This is a genomic window from Cobetia sp. PS-4MA, assembly GCF_057670765.1.
Genome location: NZ_CM173107.1, coordinates 3,610,152 through 3,630,631, shown reverse-complemented (window position 1 = coordinate 3,630,631; position 20,480 = coordinate 3,610,152). Strand labels below are relative to the sequence as shown.

General features: G+C 63.2%; 18 protein-coding genes. 13 read left to right on the top strand and 5 right to left on the bottom strand.

Annotated elements, in window-relative coordinates:
- Nucleotides 1-42 precede the first annotated feature (42 nt).
- Together rpoH and AC26AR_RS15240 are read left to right on the top strand one after the other, a co-directional pair.
- On the top strand, nucleotides 43-918 hold the full coding sequence (gene rpoH, locus AC26AR_RS15245) for an RNA polymerase sigma factor RpoH (protein WP_084207803.1): 876 nt from the start codon (nucleotides 43-45) through the stop codon (nucleotides 916-918).
- A gap of 133 nt (nucleotides 919-1,051) precedes the next feature.
- Complete coding sequence (locus tag AC26AR_RS15240; RefSeq protein WP_488107282.1) at nucleotides 1,052-3,754, top strand: putative bifunctional diguanylate cyclase/phosphodiesterase; 2,703 nt, start codon at nucleotides 1,052-1,054, stop codon at nucleotides 3,752-3,754.
- 78 nt (nucleotides 3,755-3,832) lie between these two features.
- Here AC26AR_RS15240 and slmA read toward each other — a convergent pair whose 3' ends face one another.
- The 5 genes from slmA to coaBC form a co-directional block, all read right to left on the bottom strand.
- Nucleotides 3,833-4,450 carry a nucleoid occlusion factor SlmA gene (gene slmA / locus AC26AR_RS15235; protein ID WP_077377757.1) on the bottom strand — a complete coding sequence of 206 codons (618 nt, stop codon included), beginning with the start codon at nucleotides 4,448-4,450 and terminating at the stop codon, nucleotides 3,833-3,835.
- Nucleotides 4,451-4,565: 115 nt separating this feature from the next.
- Complete coding sequence (gene argB, locus AC26AR_RS15230) at nucleotides 4,566-5,483, bottom strand: acetylglutamate kinase (protein WP_084207805.1); 918 nt, start codon at nucleotides 5,481-5,483, stop codon at nucleotides 4,566-4,568.
- Between the two features lie 231 nt (nucleotides 5,484-5,714).
- On the bottom strand, nucleotides 5,715-7,097 hold the full coding sequence (locus tag AC26AR_RS15225) for a phosphomannomutase/phosphoglucomutase (protein WP_084207806.1): 1,383 nt from the start codon (nucleotides 7,095-7,097) through the stop codon (nucleotides 5,715-5,717).
- A gap of 168 nt (nucleotides 7,098-7,265) precedes the next feature.
- Entirely contained in the window at nucleotides 7,266-7,724 is a 459-nt protein-coding gene (dut, locus tag AC26AR_RS15220) for a dUTP diphosphatase (protein ID WP_136939620.1), read from the bottom strand.
- Nucleotides 7,725-9,056: a bifunctional phosphopantothenoylcysteine decarboxylase/phosphopantothenate--cysteine ligase CoaBC gene (coaBC, locus tag AC26AR_RS15215; protein ID WP_488107281.1), complete on the bottom strand. Its 1,332-nt coding sequence runs from the start codon at nucleotides 9,054-9,056 to the stop codon at nucleotides 7,725-7,727.
- Nucleotides 9,057-9,419: 363 nt separating this feature from the next.
- Between coaBC and radC the strand changes: the two genes are divergently transcribed.
- From radC to AC26AR_RS15160, 11 genes are all read left to right on the top strand, one after another.
- Nucleotides 9,420-10,094: a RadC family protein gene (radC, locus tag AC26AR_RS15210; protein ID WP_077377769.1), complete on the top strand. Its 675-nt coding sequence runs from the start codon at nucleotides 9,420-9,422 to the stop codon at nucleotides 10,092-10,094.
- Nucleotides 10,095-10,595: 501 nt separating this feature from the next.
- Nucleotides 10,596-10,832: a 50S ribosomal protein L28 gene (rpmB, locus tag AC26AR_RS15205; protein WP_043336270.1), complete on the top strand. Its 237-nt coding sequence runs from the start codon at nucleotides 10,596-10,598 to the stop codon at nucleotides 10,830-10,832.
- Nucleotides 10,833-10,924: 92 nt separating this feature from the next.
- Nucleotides 10,925-11,080, top strand: coding sequence for a 50S ribosomal protein L33 (gene rpmG, locus AC26AR_RS15200; RefSeq protein ID WP_016417370.1), 156 nt, complete (start codon nucleotides 10,925-10,927; stop codon nucleotides 11,078-11,080).
- A gap of 155 nt (nucleotides 11,081-11,235) precedes the next feature.
- Nucleotides 11,236-12,051: a bifunctional DNA-formamidopyrimidine glycosylase/DNA-(apurinic or apyrimidinic site) lyase gene (gene mutM, locus AC26AR_RS15195; RefSeq protein ID WP_054556537.1), complete on the top strand. Its 816-nt coding sequence runs from the start codon at nucleotides 11,236-11,238 to the stop codon at nucleotides 12,049-12,051.
- A 159-nt stretch (nucleotides 12,052-12,210) separates the two neighbouring features.
- Nucleotides 12,211-13,401: a class I SAM-dependent rRNA methyltransferase gene (locus tag AC26AR_RS15190; protein WP_077377772.1), complete on the top strand. Its 1,191-nt coding sequence runs from the start codon at nucleotides 12,211-12,213 to the stop codon at nucleotides 13,399-13,401.
- 144 nt (nucleotides 13,402-13,545) lie between these two features.
- On the top strand, nucleotides 13,546-13,902 hold the full coding sequence (locus AC26AR_RS15185) for a putative signal transducing protein (RefSeq protein WP_077377775.1): 357 nt from the start codon (nucleotides 13,546-13,548) through the stop codon (nucleotides 13,900-13,902).
- Nucleotides 13,899-14,414 carry an acyl-CoA thioesterase gene (locus tag AC26AR_RS15180; protein WP_176503592.1) on the top strand — a complete coding sequence of 172 codons (516 nt, stop codon included), beginning with the start codon at nucleotides 13,899-13,901 and terminating at the stop codon, nucleotides 14,412-14,414. The genes AC26AR_RS15185 and AC26AR_RS15180 overlap by 4 nt, the downstream gene beginning before the upstream one ends.
- A 143-nt stretch (nucleotides 14,415-14,557) precedes the next feature.
- A complete protein-coding gene (gene ald / locus AC26AR_RS15175) occupies nucleotides 14,558-15,679 on the top strand; it encodes an alanine dehydrogenase (protein ID WP_488107280.1) in 1,122 nt (373 codons plus the stop codon).
- 217 nt (nucleotides 15,680-15,896) lie between these two features.
- Nucleotides 15,897-16,910, top strand: a complete 1,014-nt coding sequence (locus AC26AR_RS15170; RefSeq protein WP_084207810.1) for a tryptophan--tRNA ligase — start codon at nucleotides 15,897-15,899, stop codon at nucleotides 16,908-16,910.
- Nucleotides 16,911-17,121: 211 nt separating this feature from the next.
- Nucleotides 17,122-18,366 carry a YeeE/YedE family protein gene (locus AC26AR_RS15165; RefSeq protein ID WP_488107279.1) on the top strand — a complete coding sequence of 415 codons (1,245 nt, stop codon included), beginning with the start codon at nucleotides 17,122-17,124 and terminating at the stop codon, nucleotides 18,364-18,366.
- Between the two features lie 311 nt (nucleotides 18,367-18,677).
- Nucleotides 18,678-20,357: an NAD-dependent malic enzyme gene (locus AC26AR_RS15160; protein ID WP_488107278.1), complete on the top strand. Its 1,680-nt coding sequence runs from the start codon at nucleotides 18,678-18,680 to the stop codon at nucleotides 20,355-20,357.
- Nucleotides 20,358-20,480 lie beyond the last annotated feature (123 nt).

The window sequence follows — 20,480 nt, the reverse complement described above, 5'->3', positions numbered from 1 at the left end:
CTACTTGCATGCGTGTTAGGCAACCATGGAGACATCTGCATTATGAGCACCAGTCTTCAGCCACTTGGCCACCTGTCACCGGGTCAAGATCTAAACGGCTATATCCAGTCGGTGAACCGTATCGCTGTGCTTACTGCTGAAGAAGAGCATGAGCTTGCCCTGCGGTTGCATGAAGAGAATCATCTGGAGTCGGCCCGTCGACTCGTCATGTCGCACCTGCGTTTCGTGGTACATATCGCGCGCAGCTACAGCGGCTATGGCTTGCAGCAGGCGGACCTGATCCAGGAAGGCAATGTCGGCCTGATGAAAGCGGTCAAGCGTTTTGACCCCCATCAGGGCGTTCGCCTCGTGTCCTTTGCCGTGCATTGGATCAAGGCCGAGATTCACGAGTTCGTGCTGCGCAACTGGCGCATCGTGAAAGTCGCGACCACCAAGGCCCAGCGCAAGCTGTTCTTCAATCTTCGCGGTGCCAAGAAGCGTCTGGCATGGCTGAACAATGAAGAAGTGGACGCCATCGCAGGCGACCTGGACGTCAAGCCATCGGTGGTACGCGAGATGGAAAGTCGTCTCTCGGCACACGATGCCGGCTTCGATGCGGGTCCCAGTGATGACGAGAGCTCCGCTTACCAGGCGCCGGTCAATTATCTCGAGGACCACAGTCTCGATCCGGCGGCTCAGGTCGAGCAGCAGGATCTGGAAGATGACTCCCACGGGCGTCTGCTCAAGGCACTGGCAGCACTGGATGAGCGTTCGCGCGATATCCTCCAGCAGCGCTGGTTGAGCGACAACAAGGCGACGTTGCACGAGCTGGCAGACATCTACAGTGTCTCGGCAGAACGTATCCGTCAGCTGGAAAAGAACGCCATGAAGAAGCTGCGTGAATCGATGGGTGACATGAGCGAAGGGTTCGCTGCCTGACACTCCCTCGCTGACTTCCCGCAGTAGATGAAGCCCCGCCGGTGTTCCGGCGGGGCTTCTGTCGTTGAGGGACAGTGAAACGACCGGCTATGGCAGTAGACAGTTGTATCGTGCAACAGAATGTTTCATTCTGTTGCACTACGCTAAGCGGTCATTTCCCTTCCTCATTGGTGGCTATGTGGACCCGATTACCTCGCGTCAACCAGGCACACATTCACTGTGGCGCATCCTTGGCATCAATGTCGCTTTGCTGGTGGTGTTGGGCGGGCTGTTTCTGGCGGGACAATGGTTTGATGTCCGCGAACAGGAGATGCAACGCCTCGAAGCGCTCGATACGCAACTGCACATCTCGACTGAACAGCTCGTGGCGGATGTCGCCCGCGAGATGATGGTGCTCGAGCGTGTGTTGCACGAGGAGACACCAAGGCAGTGGAGAGGCTCGCTCGAGAGTGCGCTGGGGCGTCATCCGGCGCTGGTCTCCCTGATGATGGTGCCGTTCGCCGATTATCGTGGCAGCAGCCTCAATCAGATCGGTGTCGGGCGCAGCTGCAAGTGGCAGCTCTCGCAGGCCGAGGCGCAATCCCTGCCCGGCAGAAGCAATCTGTTGTTCGGTTCGGCACTGCCTCTCGGGTCCGGCCAGCCCGGCTTGCCTTTCTATCGCCATATGCAGCTCGAGGACAAGGCGTGGCTGCTGATCGGGTGCCTGGATTTCTCGGAGTCCAGAAGTCTGCTGGCCAATCCGGGGGCGGATGACGGGCAGCGCCTGCGCCTGTTCTCGACCAACGGTCTGCTGCTGTTTTCCAGCCCTCAGGAGCACGCGCTGGGGGTGACGGGAAAGTTGCCGTTGCCGACGCTGGCCAACATGGGCAAGTACATCTCCGAGCGTGGCGTGCGGCGCTATCACGTGGACGGCTTTGATGGCCGTCCGCGCATGGCGGCGGGCAGTTTTATCGCACCACTCAAGCTGTTCAGCGTCGTCAGTCAGCCCGTCTCGAGCCTGTGGTGGGTCTGGTGGCAGCGTATCTGGTTTGGTCTGCTGCTGGGAGGCATCTTCCTGGTGGTGCTTGGCGTGATGATCGCGCGTGCCGAGCGGCAACGCAGTGAGCGCCACGATGAGCTGGAGGGCGAGCTCGAATCGATGGCGGCGCGCTCGCGTACTCTGGTGACCTTGATGGATAACCTGCCCGGCGTGGTGTATCGCATCGAGGTCAACACCGGCACGCTGACCTTCATCAGCAGTGGTGCCGCGGAATTGTTCGGACGTTCGGCCGAGTCTCTGGTCGGGGCCGGCATCACCCTCAATGAGCTGATCCATCCCGAGGATCGCCCGTCCGTCGCGTCGGCGCGTCACTGGGCGATGTGCGCTCAGATGCGTCATGAACAGGTGTTCAGAATCGTCGCGGATCACGAGCGCTGGGTGCTGGACCGCAGCGTGATGATCGAGGGAGAGGAGGGCGTACGTTACTGGGAAGGCCTGCTGCTGGACATCAGCGCCCACAAGGAGTCGGAGCGTCAGCTCGACTACCTGGCGCGCCACGATGCCTTGACGGGGCTCTACAACCGCAAGGCCTTCATGGCGGCGGCGGATGAGCGGGTCGCGATCGGAGGCGTGATGATCTATGCCGACATCGATCGCTTCTCGACGGTGAATGATGGTCTGGGGCATGAGGCGGGGGATCAGCTGCTGGTCTCGATCGGTGAGCGCCTGCGGCGCATCCTGCCGTCCGGTGGCCTGGTCGCGCGTCTCGGGGCGGATGAGTTCGGCCTCTATTTCCCTCAGGTCGGCGAGCAAGCCGAGCAGATCGTGGCCGATGTCCAGCAGAAGCTGGAGCGCCCCTTCACGATTCTCGGGCGTCCCTTGATCATCAGCCTGACGGCCGGCTACTCCCTGGCCGAGGCAGATGGTGACGCCCAGGCGTTGATGCTCAATGCGGACGTGGCGCTCTATCATGCCAAGTCGCGTGGCGATCATGCCCTGCGCTGGGAGTCCTCGCTGGACAAGCATGTCGCCTCGCGCATGACGCTGGAGCAGGACCTGCGTCAGGCCATCGAGCGCCAGCAGCTCTTCCTGCACTACCAGCCGCAGCTGAACGCGGCGGGAGAGCTGCTGGGGGTCGAGGCGCTGCTGCGCTGGCAGCATCCTGAGCTGGGCATGATCTCTCCGGCCCAGTTCATTCCGCTCGCGGAAGAGACGGGGCTCATCTTCCGGCTGGGGCGTTTCGTGCTGGAAGAGGCCTGCGCCCAGATGGTGCGCTGGCAGGAAAGCGGCCTTTACATGCCGCGCATGGCCGTCAACCTCTCGGCGCGCCAGCTGACCTCGGGCTATGAGCATGAAGTGATCAGCGTGCTCGAGAGTCAGAATCTCGCGCCGACGCGCCTGGAGGTCGAGGTCACGGAGACCCTGTTGATCCAGGACATGGAGGGTGGGCTCAGCGTGCTGAGAGCGCTGCGGGAGCTCGGTGTGCGTGTGGCGCTGGATGACTTCGGGCAGGGATACTCGTCACTGTCCTATCTGTCTTCCCTGCCGCTGGATGTGCTCAAGGTCGACCGCAGCTTCGTGATGAATATGGACGCTCTGGCGGAAGATGCGTCCGAGCAAGGGCGCGGCGGTCAGGTGGCCAGCGAGCAGGGAGCCAATGAGCAGGCCATCCAGCTGGTAGGTGCCATCATCAGTCTGGGGCATTCGATGGGGCACGAGATCGTGGCGGAAGGTGTCGAGACACAGGCGCAGTTCGAGGGGCTCAAGCGATTGCGCTGCGACAGTTATCAGGGCTACCTGCTGGCGCGCCCGATGACGGCGACGGCCATCGTCGAGCGTTATGGGCCTGGCAACTGAGTCTGCACGTGAAGGTGGCATGAAAAAGCCCCCGTCTCTTCGAGGCGGGGGCTTTTCCTTGGCTCATGCGGAGGGCCGTCAGACGGCAATCCGCTCCTGGCTGCTCAGCAGCAGGTCGCGACTCAACAGTCTCCACTGTTCTTCCCAGTGCTCGGTGGGTCGCTTGCGATAGTCGCTGCGGACATACTGTCCGATGCGGCCTTCGGCACTGGCCAGCAGGAGATTGGCTGCGGCTGTCACGGTAATGGCAGGCCGCAGGCCTTCACGAGGCTCGGCCTCGCGCAGTACCTGCTTGAGCTGGGTCTCGAGACGTTCGAACAGCTGCGCCATGCGCACACGCAGACGAGCCGTCTCCCCGGTCAGGGCATCGCCGTTGAGCAGGCGGCACAGTCCGGGATTCTTCTCGGCAAAGCCAAGCAGCAGGCTCAGGATATGGTGCACCCTGGCATGAGCCGTATCGTTGTCCTGCAGAATCAGCGCGATGCGCTCGAACAGGGTGCTCTCGATGAACTCGATCAGCCCTTCGAACATGCGCGCCTTGCTGGGGAAGTGACGATAGAGTGCAGCCTCGGAGACGCCGACCTGACGTGCCAATGCCGCGGTGGTGATACGTTTGCCGCTGTCCTCTTCCAGCATCAAGGCAAGTGCCTGGAGGATCTGTTCGCGACGTGATTGTTTTGGATTCGCCTGCGTCATGGAATCTTGTCATTTCTCGCGGCCTGCAGCGATGTGCTGCGGGCGGGTCCGTGTCCTGAGGCGTGTCGCTGGCCTCGCGCGAATCACCGGAAGTCTGGCCCCGGCTTTATGCTCTTCATGCCTTGGAGGTGTCCGGATCAGCATTGCTGATCAAGGTGCCGACACCGGCATTGGTGAAGATTTCCAGCAGGGTGGCATGCGGTACGCGACCATCGATGATGTGTGCACTGCGCACGCCCTGCTTGACGGCATCCAGCGCGCAGCTGATCTTGGGCAGCATGCCGCCATAGATGGTGCCGTCCTCGATGAGTCCATCCACCGCTTCGGTGGTCAGCCCCGTCATGACTTCGCCCTCGGCGTTCAGAAGGCCGGCGACGTTGGTCAGCAGCATCAGCTTCTCCGCCCCCAGCGCTTCTGCGACCTTGCCGGCGACCAGGTCGGCATTAATATTGTAGCTGCGTCCCTCATCGTCGACGCCGATCGGCGCTATCACCGGAATGAAGTCATTGCGGGTCAGCAGCTCGATCAGATCCGTCGAGACATGCTCGACTTCACCGACGTGACCGATATCGATGATTTCCGAGGCATTCATGCCCGGCATGTGGCGGGTGACCTTGAGCTGGCGCGCGCGAATCTGGCCGCTGTCCTTGCCGGTGACGCCGATGGCCTTGCCGCCGCACTGGTTGATCAGATTGACGATGCCCTTGTTGACCAGGCCGCCCAGTACCATCTCGACCACATCCATGGTCTCTGAGTCGGTCACGCGCATGCCGTCAACGAAGCGTGATTCGATGTTCAGCTTCTTGAGCAGGGCGCCGATCTGAGGGCCGCCGCCGTGCACGACCACCGGATTGATGCCGACTTCCTTCATCAGCACCATGTCGCGGGCAAAGGAGTCGATCAGGGTATCTTCGGTCATGGCGTTGCCGCCGTATTTGACCACCACGGTCTTGCCCGAGAACTGCTGGATATAGGGCAGGGCTTCGGACAGGACCTCGACCACCTGGTGCGGGTCGCGGTTGGCGTGGCTCATCAACGTATCACTCCACAGAAATTGGGTCCGAAAGGAGAGTTCGGACACTGTCACTCGAGACTATCACTTGCGTTACGCCTGCGCGCACCACGTCATGGAAAGAGGTGATGGCAACCGGCGCTGCCATGGGGAAGAGTCACCCGGGCCGGGGAGTCAGCGGACCGGCACGGCGGTCATCCTGCTGCCGCGCCGGTCGTTGATCGCCTGCCCGGGCCGATCAGAACGCCTCGATCAGAACGGGGCGGTGATGCTTGGCTCGGCCTGCTTCAGTGCGGCACGGAAGCTGTCCTTGATGCGCTCCAGCGCCGCCTCTGACTTGCCTTCGAAGCGCAGTACCAGCACCGGTGTGGTGTTGGAGGCGCGGCACAGGCCCCAGCCGTCGGCGTAGTCGACGCGAATGCCATCCAGCGTGGTCTTCACGCCGTCGTCACCGAAGTCACCTTCGCTGGCCAGTCGCTCGACGATAGCGAACTTGGTCTCATCGGTCACTTCCACGTTGATCTCGGGGGTGCCCAGATCCTGCGGATAGCGTGCGAAGAAGGTGTCGGCATCGACATCCTGCTTGGCGAGGATTTCCAGCAGGCGCGCCGCGCCGTAGAGGCCGTCGTCGAAGCCGAACCAGCGCTCCTTGAAGAAGATATGGCCGCTCATCTCGCCGGCCAGGGCCGCGCCGGTTTCCTTCATGCGCGCCTTGATCAGGGAGTGGCCGGTGCGCCACATTTCCGGTGTGCCCCCCGCCTTCTCGATCACGGTGGCCAGGTTGCCGGTGCACTTGACGTCGAAGATGATGCGCGCGCCCGGTACACGTTCGATGAGGTCTTCCGACAGTGCCATCATCAGACGGTCGGGATACAGGATCTCGCCCTTGGGCGTGACGACGCCGAGGCGATCGCCGTCGCCATCGAAGGCCAGACCGATATCCGCGCCGGTTTCCTGCATGGTTCTGATCAGGTCCTGCAGGTTTTCCGGCTTGCCCGGGTCCGGGTGATGGTTCGGGAAGTTGCCATCGATCTCCTCGAACAGCGGGATGGTCTCGACACCGAGGCGACGGATCAGCTCCGGGCCCAGCTCACCGGCCACGCCATTGCCGCAATCGACCACTGCCTTGAGCGGACGCTTGACGACCACGTCGCCGGTAATCTGATCCAGGTAGCGTTCGCGCACGTCTTCTTCACGCAGGCTACCTTCGCCTTGCGCCAGATCGCCTTCCTGCAGGCGGCGATAAAGGTCGGTGATGGTGTCGCCGGACAGGGTCTCACCCGCCAGCACGATCTTCAGACCGTTGTAGTTGGCCGGGTTGTGGCTGCCGGTCAGCATCACGCCGGAGCGGGTGCCTTCCAGGATGTTGGTGGCGTAGTAGAGCACCGGAGTCGGCACCATGCCGATGTCGATGACATCACGGCCGGCATCGCGCAGGCCGGCAATCAGCGCCTTGGACAGGCGCGGTCCGGAGAGGCGACCATCGCGGGCGACCACGACGGTGGACTCACCGCGTGCCGCGGCTTCGCTACCGATGGATTGGCCGATGGCGCGCACGCCGTCTTCGGTGAGGGTCTCATCCACGATGCCACGGATGTCGTAGGCGCGAAAAATTGAAGCGGGTACCTGACTCATGGTGCATCCCTGTCGGTTGAATCAATCGTGAGAAGTCATGGTCGGCATGCCGTGCGAACACTATCGCGGCATGCCGACGGGTGCGGCTAGCAAGCGGTTCCGTCTGTCACGGAGCGCTGTCGGGTTTCGGTGGCGAGTCGTCTGCAATGCGCTGTCAGTGACGACCCGTCAATGACGACCAGAATGGCCAAAGCCGCCTTCACCGCGCTGGCTGGTCTCGAATTCCGTGACCTCGACCAGTTCGGCCTGTACTACCGGGACTAGCACGTACTGTGCCAGTCGCTCACCGGGTTCCAGCACGAACTCGCTGTCGCCGCGGTTCCAGACCGAGATCATCAGTTCGCCCTGGTAGTCGGAATCGATCAGACCGACCAGATTGCCCAGCACGATGCCGTGTTTATGCCCCAGACCGGAGCGCGGCAGGATCATGCCGGCCAGCGCCGGGTCGGCGATATGGATCGCCAGGCCGGTACGCACCAGCTCACAGGCGCCCGGGGCCAGTGTCAGCGGGGCATCCAACAGTGCGCGCAGGTCCATGCCGGCACTGCCGGGAGTCGCATGGTGGGGTAGCGGGTAATCGCGAACGCGCTCGTCGAGGATCTTGAGTTCGAGCCGGGGGCGGGTCATCTAAGGTGTTTCCTGGTCATCGATGGCGGAGGTCGCCATGTTCAAATTGGCGGCACCATGGAGGGCGCCGTCTTGATGCAGTGCCAGTGCGCGCTCGAGAATCGCACGCGCCAGCGCAATCTTGGGGCAGGCCGCGATGGCCTGTTCATGCAGTCTGTCATTTGCCTGGCCGGGGTGTCGCCACACCAGGGTGGCGGCATTGCTGTCACTGCCGAACCCCAGTCCCGGGGTGCTGACGTCATTGGCCACGATCATGTCGAGACGCTTGCGTGTCAGCTTGTCGCGGGCATAGCGAAGGACATCGCGAGTCTCGGCGGCGAAGCCGACCACCAGCGGAGCGGGCTGTCCGCTGGCGCGCCGCGCCTGACTCTGCTCGGCAATGCCGGCAATGATATCGGGATTGCGGATCAGATGGACCTGCATCTGTTCTTCGCCGGCCTGCTTCTTGAGCTTGTGCTCGGCGACAGCGGCAGGTCGGAAGTCGGCGACGGCGGCGCAGCCGATGAAGACCTGGCTATCCTGCAGCGCCGCTTCGGCAGCGCCTTGCATCTGCAAGGCTGACTCGACATCGATGCGCTCGACGCCAGGCGGTGTGGGCAGGGCGACAGGCCCACTGATCAGGCGAACTCTTGCGCCCAGTGCCGCGGCTTCGCTGGCCAGGGCATACCCCATCTTTCCGGAGCTGTGATTGCTCAGATAGCGCACCGGATCCAGCGCTTCCCGGGTCGGACCGGCGGTGATGGTGATGGTCAGGCCCGCTGCCGGCAATGGTGCCGGCTCGCCCTCGTCGAGCAGCTCGCTCAGACCGGCGACGATCTCCTCTGGCTCGAGCATGCGCCCGGCTCCCACGTCGCCGCACGCCTGTTCGCCGCTGGCCGGGCCGAGCAGCGTCCAGCCATCGGCACTGAGCTGCCGGGCGTTGCGCTGGGTGGCAGGGTGCGCCCACATCGCCTGATTCATCGCCGGGGCCACGACCCAGCGTGCGTTGTTGGCCAGGCACAGGGTAGTGATCAGATCATCGGCACGGCCATGGGCCAGGCGGGCCATGAGGTCGGCAGTGGCGGGGGCGATGAGAATGACCTCCGCCCAACGCGCCAGCTCGATATGTCCCATGCCGGCCTCTGCCTCAGGATCGAGCAGCGAGGTATGCACGGGATTGCCCGACAGCGCCTGCAGGGTCAACGGCGTGATGAAGGCCTGGGCACCTTCGGTCATGGCGACGCGTACCTCGCCCCCGGCCTTTTTCAGCAGACGAGTGATGAGCGCCGCCTTGTACGCTGCGATACCGCCGCTGATGCCCAGCAGAATGCGCCGTCCGGCGAGTGAGTGCATGGTGTCCTGCATCCCTGATCCGTCAATGTCAAAGCTCTCGCGTTCGCCTCTACCATATCACCGTGATGCAACCTTGCGTAGCGTCGCTGGCCGGGCACGCCGTCTGTCGCGGGTGCGGACACTGACCTGTCGCGGTACGACGAGCCGCGAGCCAGGAAGGCTCAGCCAGCCAGAAAGCGCGCCAGGCATGCAAGCGTTGAGAGTGACGCTGGCGGCAGTGACGGGCGAAGACCACGCTTCTCAGTCCAAATGCTGATGTCGCGTCATGCTCCTTGGCGTGTCGGTGGGCCTGCCCTGAGGCAGGCATGGCCACTCTCGTGGCGCGCCGGATGTCAGCATCACTGTCACGAGAGGAAAGTGTGCATGGGCATCAGGGAGTGGCCAATCGGGGAGCGGCCCCGTGAGAAGCTTCTGTCATCGGGGGCTGCTGCGCTGTCAGATGCCGAGTTGCTGGCAATCTTCCTGCGAGTGGGAATCAAGGGACGTTCGGCGGTGGACCTGGCGCGCGACCTGTTGACCACCTTCGGCGGGCTGCGCCCACTGCTGGAAGCCAGTCAGCAGGATTTCTGTGCCGCGCGAGGCCTGGGAGATGCCAAGTACGTACAGTTGCAGGCGTCGCTGGAGCTGTCCCGTCGACATCTGGAAAGCCTGTTGATGCGCGGGGCGGCATTGACCTCACCGCTGCTGGTACGGCGCTACCTCTCCTCTCATCTGCGTGATCTGCCACATGAGGTCTTCGCCGCACTCTTCCTGGATAGTCAGCATCGCGTCATTCGCTTCGAGACACTCTTCACCGGCACGCTGGATGCTGCTGCCGTCTATCCGCGTGAAGTGGTCAAGCGGGCGCTGGCGCTCAACGCGGGTGCCTTGATACTCGCCCACAACCATCCCTCCGGAGTGGCGGAGCCCAGTGATGCCGATCGTCGTATCACCCAGCGCCTGGAAGAGGCGTTGGGACTTTTCGATATCCGGGTGCTGGATCACTTCGTGGTGGGGGACGGCGAGGTGATCTCCTTCGCCGAGCGTGGCTGGTTGTGAGCCAGGCATCGCCTCGGTCTTGTGCGACCTTTTTCGACAAGGCGCTGAGACGAGAGCAGGGGGAAGAGAAGGAAGAAGAAGGAGCGGATGGGAAGGAGGCGCCCTGCGGATGTCCGGTCTGGTCAATTGTCGGGCCTGCCAGGTGACAGGGATTGCAAAACAGGGCGTCGATTGTGGTAATGTTGCGCCTCCCGTACCACCCACCACAGAATTCGCGACCACTCTGGCCGACATTGGCTGAGTGAAGCGTCTGGCTAAGCAAGCGTCTGTACCGATGTGACAGCTCGGGCGAAGCGTGTTGGCGAAAAAAATCCGTCTTGGGCGTGCTTTCGCGTTCCTCTTCGGGTAAAATGCTGCGCCTGCACGTTCCAGTACCCTGAAGCTTGTCTTCCGGAATGGACGTAACACACTTTGAAATCAGGGCATGAGGCGGCGCCTGCCACTTCCGGTTTGCCCGACAGGTTTTGAACAACTTAGCCAACGCAGCGGTTGGAGGCTCCAATGTCCAAAGTATGTCAGGTTACCGGCAAGCGCCCGGTGACTGGTAACAACGTTTCTCACTCCCAGCGCAAGACTCGTCGCCGGTTCCTGCCGAACCTGCACACCCACCGTTTCTGGGTTGAATCCCAGCAGCGCTTCGTCAAGCTGCGCGTCTCTACCAAGGGCATGCGCATCATCGACAAGAAGGGTATCGACGAAGTCCTCAAGGACCTCACTGCACGTGGCGAGCGCTTCTAAACACTAGAAGACAGCCCCTGTAGCAATGGCAACCGAGCCGAGGGCAACGCTCTCAATCGTTCGGTGAATGCGACTGTGGAAGGAAACTGAAAATGCGTGACAAGATCAAGTTGGTGTCAAGTGCCGGTACTGGCCACTTCTACACCACCGACAAGAACAAGCGTAACACTCCGGACAAGCTTGAATTCAAGAAGTACGATCCGGTCGTTCGCAAGCACGTGATGTACAAGGAAGCCAAGATCAAGTGATCTTGTCTCCCGCCAGCGTGCTGTCGGAACCCTCGAAAACCCGGTCCTGACCGGGTTTTCGAGTATCTGGATGTCGGAGTTCCGGCATCCTGCAACAGGGTGGCGGCTTCTGTCGTCACCCTGTTGTGCGTCTGGCGGTCAGTCGAGGAGGAAGCATGCCCGAATTACCGGAAGTCGAGACGACTCGCCGTGGTATCGCACCATTGGTCGAGGGCCAGGAGGTCACCGAGGTGATCGTGCGTCAGCCACGGCTGCGCACGCCAGTACCGAGTGAGCTGGCGGAGTGGCTGGTGGGGCAGCGTTTCGGTGAGCTCTCGCGCCGTGCCAAGTACCTGCTGTTGCCGATCGCCGATGGCCACCTGCTCTGGCATCTGGGCATGTCCGGCAGTCTGAGGCTGGTACCCATCGGCACGCCGCCCCGTACGCATGACCATGTCGATGTAGTGCTGGGCAATGGCCAGGTGTTGCGCTATCACGACCCGCGTCGCTTCGGTTTCGTCGACTTCGTGCGCGGTGACCCGCACGCTGACACACGTCTGGCGAGGCTCGGGCCGGAGCCCTTGTCGGATGCCTTCACCGGTGAGCTTCTCTTCGCGCGCTCGCGCAAGCGACGCGTGGCGATCAAGCCTTTCCTGATGGACAACGCCAATGTGGTCGGCGTGGGCAACATCTACGCCAGTGAGGCGCTCTTCATGGCTGGCATCGACCCGCGTCGTCCGGCGGGGGAGACCTCTCTGGAGGAATATGAGCGCCTCGCCGAGGCCTCGCGCAGCGTGCTGGCGGCTGCCATCGAGCAAGGCGGTACCACCTTGCGTGATTTCGTCGGTGGTGATGGCAAGCCCGGCTACTTCGCCCAGCGCCTCAACGTCTATGGGCGAGGGGGCGAGCCCTGCCGTGAGTGTGGCCATGAGATCATGAGCCTGGTGCTCGGGCAGCGTGCCAGCTGCTTCTGCCCTCATTGCCAGAGCTAGTGCCGTTCGTGCCGGCACGGGTCAGACATGTCTCGCTGGCCCTTGATGATCACTTGACCGGAGGCTCCGTGACCGGGGCCGCCATGACGACTAGAATGGCCCCATTCGGGCGCGCCCTGTCGTCGTCCTGTCCCTTTCCCTGTCTTATGGATGATTCCCGTGACTGAACGTCTGCGCCTGAAGAAGAATGCTGATCGCCGCCTCAAGGCTGGCCATCTGTGGCTGTACTCCAATGAAGTCGATACCGTCGCGACGCCACTCAAGAATTTCGAGCCGGGTGCCCAGGCGATCATCGAGGCCAGCAACGGCCGCGCGATGGGCGTTGCCTACGTCAACCCGAACTCGCTGATCTGCGCGCGTATCGTCTCGCGCAACCCGGAACAGCGTCTGGACCGCTCGCTGCTGGTGCATCGCTTCAACCAGGCGCTGTCACTGCGCGAGAGCCTCTATGACAAGCCGTTCTACCGTCTGGTCCACGGCGAGGGCGACCTGCTGCCGGGTCTGATCGTCGATCGCTTCGGCGACGTGCTGGTCTGCCAGCTCAACACCTTCGGCATGGAGCGACTGGCGGAAGTGATCGTCGATGCGCTCTTGAAGGTCGTCAAGCCGACCGCCATCGTGTTCAAGAACGATTCCAGCGGTCGCCGTCAGGAACAGCTCGAGCGCAACGTCGAAGTCGTCTATGGCGAGCTGCCGGAAAGCGTGCTGCTGGAAGAGAATGGGGTCCAGTTCAGCGCGCCGGTACTGGATGGCCAGAAGACCGGCTGGTTCTATGATCACCGCGACAACCGTGCCTGGCTGAATCGTCAGGTGGCAGGCAAGCGCGTGCTGGACCTGTTCAGCTACGTCGGTGGCTGGGGGGTGCAGGCGGCGGCGCATGGCGCCAGCGAAGTGCTGTGTGTCGACGCCTCCGGTGCGGCACTTGAGCGTGTCTCGGGCAACGCCGTGCTCAACGGTGTCGAGGATCGCGTCTCCATCGCGGAGTCGGATGTCTTCGAGGCACTGACGGCCCTGCGCGCGGAAGGCGAGCAGTTCGACGTCATCATCGCGGATCCGCCCGCCTTCATCCGCAAGCGCAAGGACATCACCAACGGTGAGCGCGCCTATGCACGCCTCAACCGTGAAGCCATGCGCCTGCTGGGCCGCGACGGTCTGCTGATGTCCGGCTCCTGCTCCATGCATCTCGCGCCGGAGCGCCTGATGGATGTGGTGCGTGGCGCCGTGCGTCACCAGGACCGCCACGGTCAGGTCATCTTCCAGGGCCATCAGGCCAGCGACCACCCGGTGCACCCGTCCATCCCCGAGACCTCCTACCTCAAGGCGCTCGGTGTGCGGGTCTATCGCGACTGAGATCGAGTCTCGGGTCGCGACCAGGAGCGCGATCGGGATCGCGAGCGATGAACGTGTCCTTTGACACGAACGACAACGCCGCCCTTCGGGGCGGCGTTGTCGTTGATGGCTTCCGTAGCGCCCGGACTCTGATAGTCTGACGGCATGTATCGACGACTGACATCCCATCACAATCTCGTGCTGCTGGATCACTGGCGCAACCTTCTGGAAAGCGAGGGTATCCCGTGCGAGCTGCGCAACCGTCTGCTGGGTTCGGCAGCCGGGGAGTTGCCCGTCAACGATTGCGAGCCGCAATTGTGGGTTGCCGAGCACAATCTCGCCCGCGCTCGCCAGCTGCTGGCGCATATCGAGGCCGCGCCTGCGCAGCCGGATTGGCAGTGCGCCTGCGGGGAGCGCCTCGAAGGCAGCTTCAGTGAATGCTGGTCCTGCGGTGCCAGTGCGCCCATGCGTGATGATGCAGGGCCCCGCGAGCAGGATGACGACACGGAGTTCGTGGCATGACGGACGTACAGGCATCGGAGACCGTCATCGGCAACACGGCCCCCTTGCGGGAAACCTGTGAAGGGTGGGCGCTGCCGTCTCCCTTCCTGCTGCCGATCGCGGTAAGTGTCGAGGCGCTGGATGGCTATGGCCATGTCAACAATGCCGAATACGTGCGCTGGCTGGAGAGAATCAGCTGGGCACATTCCGAAGCGTTGGGGCTGGGCCTTGAACACTATCGTGCCCAGGATCGTGGCATGGCGGTGCATCGTCACGAGATCGACTATCTGGCCAGCGCACGGCTTGGCGATTCGCTGATGCTGGCCACCTGGCTGGTGGCGTGCGATGGCCGCCTGAGCCTGACGCGCCGCTTTCAGCTGCGTCGTTGCTCGGATGGTCTGACGCTGTTGGAGGCACGCACGCGCTTCGTCTGCATCGAACTCTCGAGTGGGCGAGCCAGACGCATGCCTGAGGCTTACCGTGAATGCTATTCGGCGGTGCTGGTGAGCGAGGATGCTGCCAGCCAACGATGATTCCCTGCATTCCACTGCATTGCTGTCATGTTTTGGTGAATCTTGCTGGCATCTGATTGGCGCGACGCTGACGAGTCTGCTGTGCTTGTAGGAGGTGTCGAGATGACATCGCCGTATTCCGCCAGCAGTGCAAGGAGCTCGTCATGCAGATCGCCGTGCCGAAGGAAATCAAGAACCACGAATACCGTGTCGCTCTGACGCCCGCCGGGGTGCGAGAGCTGATTGCCCATGGCCATGACGTCATCGTCGAGCGTGGTGCGGGTGAGGGCAGTGGGTTCAGTGACGCCGAGTACCAGGGGGTCGGGGCTCGTCTTGAATCGGATGTCGAGCAGGTCTTTCGTGAGGCCGAGCTGATACTCAAGGTCAAGGAGCCTCAGCCGGCCGAGGTGGCGCGTCTCACCAGCGGCCAGACATTGTTCACCTACCTGCATCTGGCCGCCGCCCGTGAGCTGACCGAAAGCCTGCTGGGTAGCGGGGTGACCGCGATTGCCTACGAGACCATCACCGACACCGCCGGTGGTCTGCCGCTGCTGGCGCCCATGAGCCGCGTTGCCGGGCGCATGGCGATCCAGGCCGGCGCGCATGCGCTGGAGAAGGCGCAAGGCGGGATGGGGGTGCTGTTGCCCGGTGTGCCTGGCGTGCCACCGGCGCGGGTCACGGTGATCGGCGGCGGCGTGGTGGGGGAGAATGCGGCGCGCATGGCGCTGGGGCTGGGCGCCGAGGTGGTGATTCTCGATACGTCATTGAACCGCCTCGAGACGCTGGATCACCGCTATCAGGGACAGATTCGTACGGTCTATTCGACGTCCGAGGCGCTGGATGAGGCGGTACGCCATTCGGCATTGATCATCGGGGCCGTGCTCGTGCCCGGTGCCGCGGCTCCCAAGCTGATCCGTCGCGAGCATCTGCGCAACATGATGCCCGGTGCGGTACTGGTGGATGTCGCGATCGATCAGGGCGGATGTTTCGAGACCAGTCGCGCCACGACCCATGCGGAACCGACCTATCTCGTCGATGGTGTCGTGCATTATTGCGTGGCCAACATGCCGGGGGCTGTGGCGCGTACCTCGACCCAGGCACTCACCAGCGCGACGCTGCCTTATGTGGTGAAGCTCGCCAATGGCGGCTATCGCAAGGTATTGCGGGAAGATCGTCACTTTGCGGCAGGCCTCAACGTGCATGCCGGCCAGCTGACGATTGCGGAAGTCGGCGCTGCCTTCGGCATGCCGGTGATCTCGCTGGAAGATGCCCTGGCAAAGGGCTGACGCCTGCCGGCGGGTACATGGCGTGCATGGGGCGCTGGTCGTCTGTCCGGCCCTTACGAAGGCCATGCCCCTCAGGGTAAGATGAGCGCAATGCAGCGGCAGGACATGGCGGGTTCATCGCATCGTGATGCGCGCCGTCGTGCCCTGTCGTGATTCATTGTGAGCAGGTCCCGCCAAGTGGCACGCTCCCCGACTCAGACGCCCAAGAAGTGCATCCATGACCAAGACCCGCGTTCTTACCGGCATCACGACCACCGGCACCCCTCACCTCGGCAACTATGTCGGCGCCATCAAGCCCGCCATCGAGGCCAGCCAGGACCCGACGGTCCAGTCCTTCTATTTCCTCGCCGATTTCCATGCTCTGATCAAGTGTCAGGACCCGAAGCGCGTGCAGGAATCCCGCCGTGAGATCGCCGCCACCTGGCTGGCGCTGGGGCTGGACACCGACAACGCCATCTTCTATCGCCAGTCGGATGTGCCGGAGATTCCGGAGCTGATGTGGTTGCTCAACTGTGTCTGCGCCAAGGGCCTTATGAACCGTGCGCATGCCTACAAGGGCGCCGTGGCCGAGAACGAGGAAGCGGGCATCGAGGACGTGGATCGTGGCATCAGCATGGGGCTGTTCAGCTATCCGGTGCTGATGGCGGCGGACATCCTGATGTTCAATGCCCACAAGGTGCCGGTGGGGCGTGACCAGATCCAGCATATCGAGATGGCGCGTGACATGGCCGGGCGCTTCAACCACCTCTTCAAGGGCAACTACTTCACCATGCCCGAGGCGGTGACCGACGAGAAATCCCAGCTGCTGCTGGGCCTCGATGGCCGCAAGATGTCCAAGAGCTACAACAACACCATTCCGCTGTTCGGCACCGAGAAGCAGCTGCTCAAGAGCGTGCGCAAGATCAAGACCAATTCGCTGGAGCCGGGGGAGCCGAAGGACCCGGATACCTGTTCCCTGTTCCAGATCTATTCCGCCTTCGCCACCGAGGCGGAAGTCGCCGCCATGCGTGAGCAGTACGCCGCCGGCATTGGCTGGGGCGATGCCAAGAATCAGCTGTTCGAATACCTGAACGACCATCTCAAGGCGCCGCGTGAGCGTTACGTCGAGCTGATGGAAGATCCGGCACATGTCGAAGCCATCCTCAAGCGTGGTGCCGAGCGTGCGCGCGATGAGGCCGCGCCGATGATGGAGCGCCTGCGTCGTGCCGTCGGTCTGGGCAACTTCGTGTAATCTCGAGGACACCCTGCACAGCCCGGCACCAGACGCCCGCCATCGCTTTCGATGGCGGGCGTCGTCGTCTGGGAGGTGAGCTGACGGGGGTGACTCATATTCCATGGCGGAATGGATGGCGTGCTGAAAATTCGTTCACAGCTATAAGGCAACGCGTTAGGCTTGCCGCATTGATGAACGCGACATGACGACTTCGTTCAAGGAGCAAGACATGAGTCACGATGCGATACCCGGCAAGGCCAGCCAGTCCGGCCTGCCGACGACCGCCATCAACCCGAAGGCCATTCTGGCCGGAGGCTTGCTGGTGGTGGCTGCCATCCTGCTGGGGCTGGTGTCCGGCTGGCGCCAGGGCTTGCTGATGCTGGTAGGGGGCGCGCTGGGCGTGGTGCTCTACCACGCGGCCTTCGGCTTTACCTCCGCCTGGCGAGTCTTCATCACCGAGCGCCGAGGACGCGGCCTGCGTGCCCAGATGCTGATGCTGGCGATCGCCGTGGTGCTGTTCTTCCCGGTATTGGCCTCGGGCAGTCTGTGGGGGCAGGAGGTCTCCGGCTTCGTCTCGCCGCTGGGTGTCTCGGTAGTGGTCGGTGCCTTCCTGTTCGGGCTCGGCATGCAGCTGGGCGGCGGCTGCGCCTCGGGCACGCTGTTCACCGTCGGTGGCGGCAATGCGCGCATGGTGATCACCCTGATCTTCTTCTGCGTCGGCTCGGTGATCGGCACCGCGCACTTCAGCTGGTGGCAGAGCCTGCCGTCGCTGCCCGCCGTCTCGCTGGTGGACAGCTTCGGCGCGCTGGGTGGCATCATCGTCAGCCTGGTGCTGTTCGCCATCATCGTGGTGGTGACACGCACGCTGGAGAAGCGCCGTCACGGTGAGCTCGAGAAGGCCACCGTGACCGACAGTCAGCCGCGTGGTCTGTCACGCTTTCTGCGGGGTCCCTGGCCGCTGCTGGCGGGTGCCGTGGCGCTGGCGCTGCTCAACTTCGTGACGCTGGCGCTGGCCGGTCGTCCCTGGGGCATCACCTCGGCCTTCGCGCTGTGGGGCACCAAGGCCTATACCGCGCTGGGCTTCGATGTCAGTGACTGGGGCTACTGGCAGGCGGCGGGCAATGCCAAGGCACTGGCCGCACCGCTCTATCAAGACATCACTACGGTGATGAACATCGGTATCGTGGTGGGGGCGCTGGCGGCGGCGCTGCTGGCCGGCAAGTTCGCGCCGAAGTGGAACATTCCGCTGCGCTCGGTGGTGGCTGCCGTGCTGGGTGGTCTGCTGCTGGGCTATGGTGCGCGCCTGGCCTTCGGCTGCAACATCGGTGCCTACTTCGGTGGCATCTCCTCCGGCAGCCTGCATGGCTGGCTGTGGCTGGTGATGGCCTTCGCCGGCAACATGCTGGGCGTGAAGCTGCGCCCGTTCTTCGCGCTTGCGCCGCGCAAGCCGGCATCGCGTGCCGATCTGGCCTGAGCCATTCCCCGCACGTGATCGCGAACGCCTCGCTCCTTCCCCGTCAGGGGGATGAGCGGGGCGTTTCTCGTCATGCAGCACCCTTGTCTGCGCAACGCACGCCGACCCTGCACAGGCTGCCGGAGATAGCACTGCGCGTGCTATCATCATGCCTTGTTCGCACGTGGAAACTGCACGTCGAAAGGTCCCTCGGACGCCCGGTTGCCAGCAGGTCTTCTGCGGTGCTTCAGCGGGCATGCTGCGCGTGTCTGCCGGCATGCCGAGAAGCTTGCCGAGCGTGAGGTCGTCCCCACTGATTCAAGAGTCTCGCCATGACGGATACTTCCAAGCGCGCCCTGTACGTTCCCTACGCCGGCCCGAGCCTGCTCGAGATGCCGCTGCTCAACAAGGGCAGCGCCTTCAGCCTCGAGGAGCGTGTCAGCTTCAATCTGATGGGCCTGCTGCCGCAGAATGTCGAGAGCATCGAAGAGCAGGTCGCGCGCGTCTACAGCCAGTATCAGCAGTGCGCCACCGACCTCGACAAGCACATCCTGTTGCGCTCGGTGCAGGACGACAACGAGACCCTGTTCTTCCGCGTGATCGAGGAGCACCTCGAGGAGATGATGCCCATCATCTACACCCCGACCGTCGGTCAGGCGTGCGAGGAGTTCTCCAACATCTACCGCAACCACCGTGGCCTGTTCATCTCCTACCCGGACCGCGAGCACATGGATGACATCCTGCGCTCCGCGACCAAGGACAACGTCAAGGTCATCGTCGTCACCGATGGCGAGCGTATCCTGGGCCTGGGCGATCAGGGCATCGGCGGCATGGGCATCCCCATCGGCAAGCTGTCGCTGTACACCGCCTGTGGCGGCATCAGCCCGGCCTACACCCTGCCGATCTCGCTGGACCTGGGCACCAACAACCAGAAGCTGCTCGACGACCCGCGCTACATGGGCTGGCGTCACGAGCGTGTCACCGGTGATGACTACAACGCCTTCGTGGCCGAGTTCATCACTGCCGTGAAGCGTCGCTGGCCGAAGGCCATGATCCAGTTCGAGGACTTCGCGCAGGCCAACGCCATGCCGTTGCTCGAGCGTTACCGCGATGAAGTCTGTTGCTTCAATGACGACATCCAGGGCACCGCCTCCGTCGTGGTCGCGACCCTGATGGCGGCCTGCAAGGCCAAGGGCGAGAAGCTCTCCGACCAGCGCGTGACCTTCCTGGGTGCCGGCAGTGCCGGCTGTGGCATCGCCGAGATGATCGTGGTGGCGATGGTCAAGGAAGGCATGGACGAGGCCGAGGCCCGCAAGCGTGTCTTCATGGTCGATCGCTTCGGCCTGCTGACCAGCGACATGGAAGGCCTCTACGACTTCCAGAGCCGTCTGGCTCACGACGTCAAAAGCGTGGCCGACTTCGGTGACCGCGGCCTGCTGGATGTGGTCAAGGCCGCCAGGCCGAGCGTGCTGATCGGTGTCTCCGGCCAGCGTGGCCTGTTCAGCGAAGACGTGATCCGTGCCGTGCAGGCCGGTTGCGAGAGCCCGCTGGTGATGCCGCTGTCCAACCCGACCTCACGCGTCGAAGCGACCCCGGCGGAAGTCATCGAGTGGACCGACGGCAAGGCACTGGTCGCCACCGGCAGCCCGTTCGCGCCGGTCGAGCACAACGGCCACACCCACGCGATTGCCCAGTGCAACAATGCCTACATCTTCCCGGGCATCGGTCTCGGTGTGCTGGCATCCAGCGCCTCACGCATCACCGACAACATGCTGATGGCCGCGGCCAATGCGCTGGCCAACAACGCTCCCATCGTCCTGAAGGGCGAGGGCGCGCTGCTGCCGTCGCTGGGCGACATCCAGGACATCAGCCGTCAGATCGCCTTCGACGTGGCACGTCAGGCCCAGGCCGATGGCGTGGCGCTGACCTCCAGCGACGAGATCATCCAGGCCAACATCGAGAAGAACTTCTGGCAGCCGCGTTACCGCGCCTACCGTCGCAAGGCGTTCTGATCGCGCCTGCGCCGTCAGTGAGCGCATGAAGCAGATTGCCTGAAACAGAGTGTGCAAATGAAGAAGCCCCCGCAGGCCATGCCTGCGGGGGCTTTTGTATTGCGGTCAGCGCTGCGATCAGCG

What these genes read in the sequence shown, in the direction of transcription:
- rpoH (WP_084207803.1), top strand. Translation starts at nt 43, where the DNA reads ATGAGCACCAGTCTTCAGCCACTTGGCCACCTGTCACCGGGTCAAGAT.
- slmA (WP_077377757.1), bottom strand. Translation starts at nt 4,450, where the DNA reads ATGACGCAGGCGAATCCAAAACAATCACGTCGCGAACAGATCCTCCAG.
- argB (WP_084207805.1), bottom strand. Translation starts at nt 5,483, where the DNA reads ATGAGCCACGCCAACCGCGACCCGCACCAGGTGGTCGAGGTCCTGTCC.
- AC26AR_RS15225 (WP_084207806.1), bottom strand. Translation starts at nt 7,097, where the DNA reads ATGAGTCAGGTACCCGCTTCAATTTTTCGCGCCTACGACATCCGTGGC.
- dut (WP_136939620.1), bottom strand. Translation starts at nt 7,724, where the DNA reads ATGACCCGCCCCCGGCTCGAACTCAAGATCCTCGACGAGCGCGTTCGC.
- coaBC (WP_488107281.1), bottom strand. Translation starts at nt 9,056, where the DNA reads ATGCACTCACTCGCCGGACGGCGCATTCTGCTGGGCATCAGCGGCGGT.
- radC (WP_077377769.1), top strand. Translation starts at nt 9,420, where the DNA reads ATGGGCATCAGGGAGTGGCCAATCGGGGAGCGGCCCCGTGAGAAGCTT.
- rpmB (WP_043336270.1), top strand. Translation starts at nt 10,596, where the DNA reads ATGTCCAAAGTATGTCAGGTTACCGGCAAGCGCCCGGTGACTGGTAAC.
- rpmG (WP_016417370.1), top strand. Translation starts at nt 10,925, where the DNA reads ATGCGTGACAAGATCAAGTTGGTGTCAAGTGCCGGTACTGGCCACTTC.
- mutM (WP_054556537.1), top strand. Translation starts at nt 11,236, where the DNA reads ATGCCCGAATTACCGGAAGTCGAGACGACTCGCCGTGGTATCGCACCA.
- AC26AR_RS15185 (WP_077377775.1), top strand. Translation starts at nt 13,546, where the DNA reads ATGTATCGACGACTGACATCCCATCACAATCTCGTGCTGCTGGATCAC.
- AC26AR_RS15180 (WP_176503592.1), top strand. Translation starts at nt 13,899, where the DNA reads ATGACGGACGTACAGGCATCGGAGACCGTCATCGGCAACACGGCCCCC.
- ald (WP_488107280.1), top strand. Translation starts at nt 14,558, where the DNA reads ATGCAGATCGCCGTGCCGAAGGAAATCAAGAACCACGAATACCGTGTC.
- AC26AR_RS15170 (WP_084207810.1), top strand. Translation starts at nt 15,897, where the DNA reads ATGACCAAGACCCGCGTTCTTACCGGCATCACGACCACCGGCACCCCT.
- AC26AR_RS15165 (WP_488107279.1), top strand. Translation starts at nt 17,122, where the DNA reads ATGAGTCACGATGCGATACCCGGCAAGGCCAGCCAGTCCGGCCTGCCG.
- AC26AR_RS15160 (WP_488107278.1), top strand. Translation starts at nt 18,678, where the DNA reads ATGACGGATACTTCCAAGCGCGCCCTGTACGTTCCCTACGCCGGCCCG.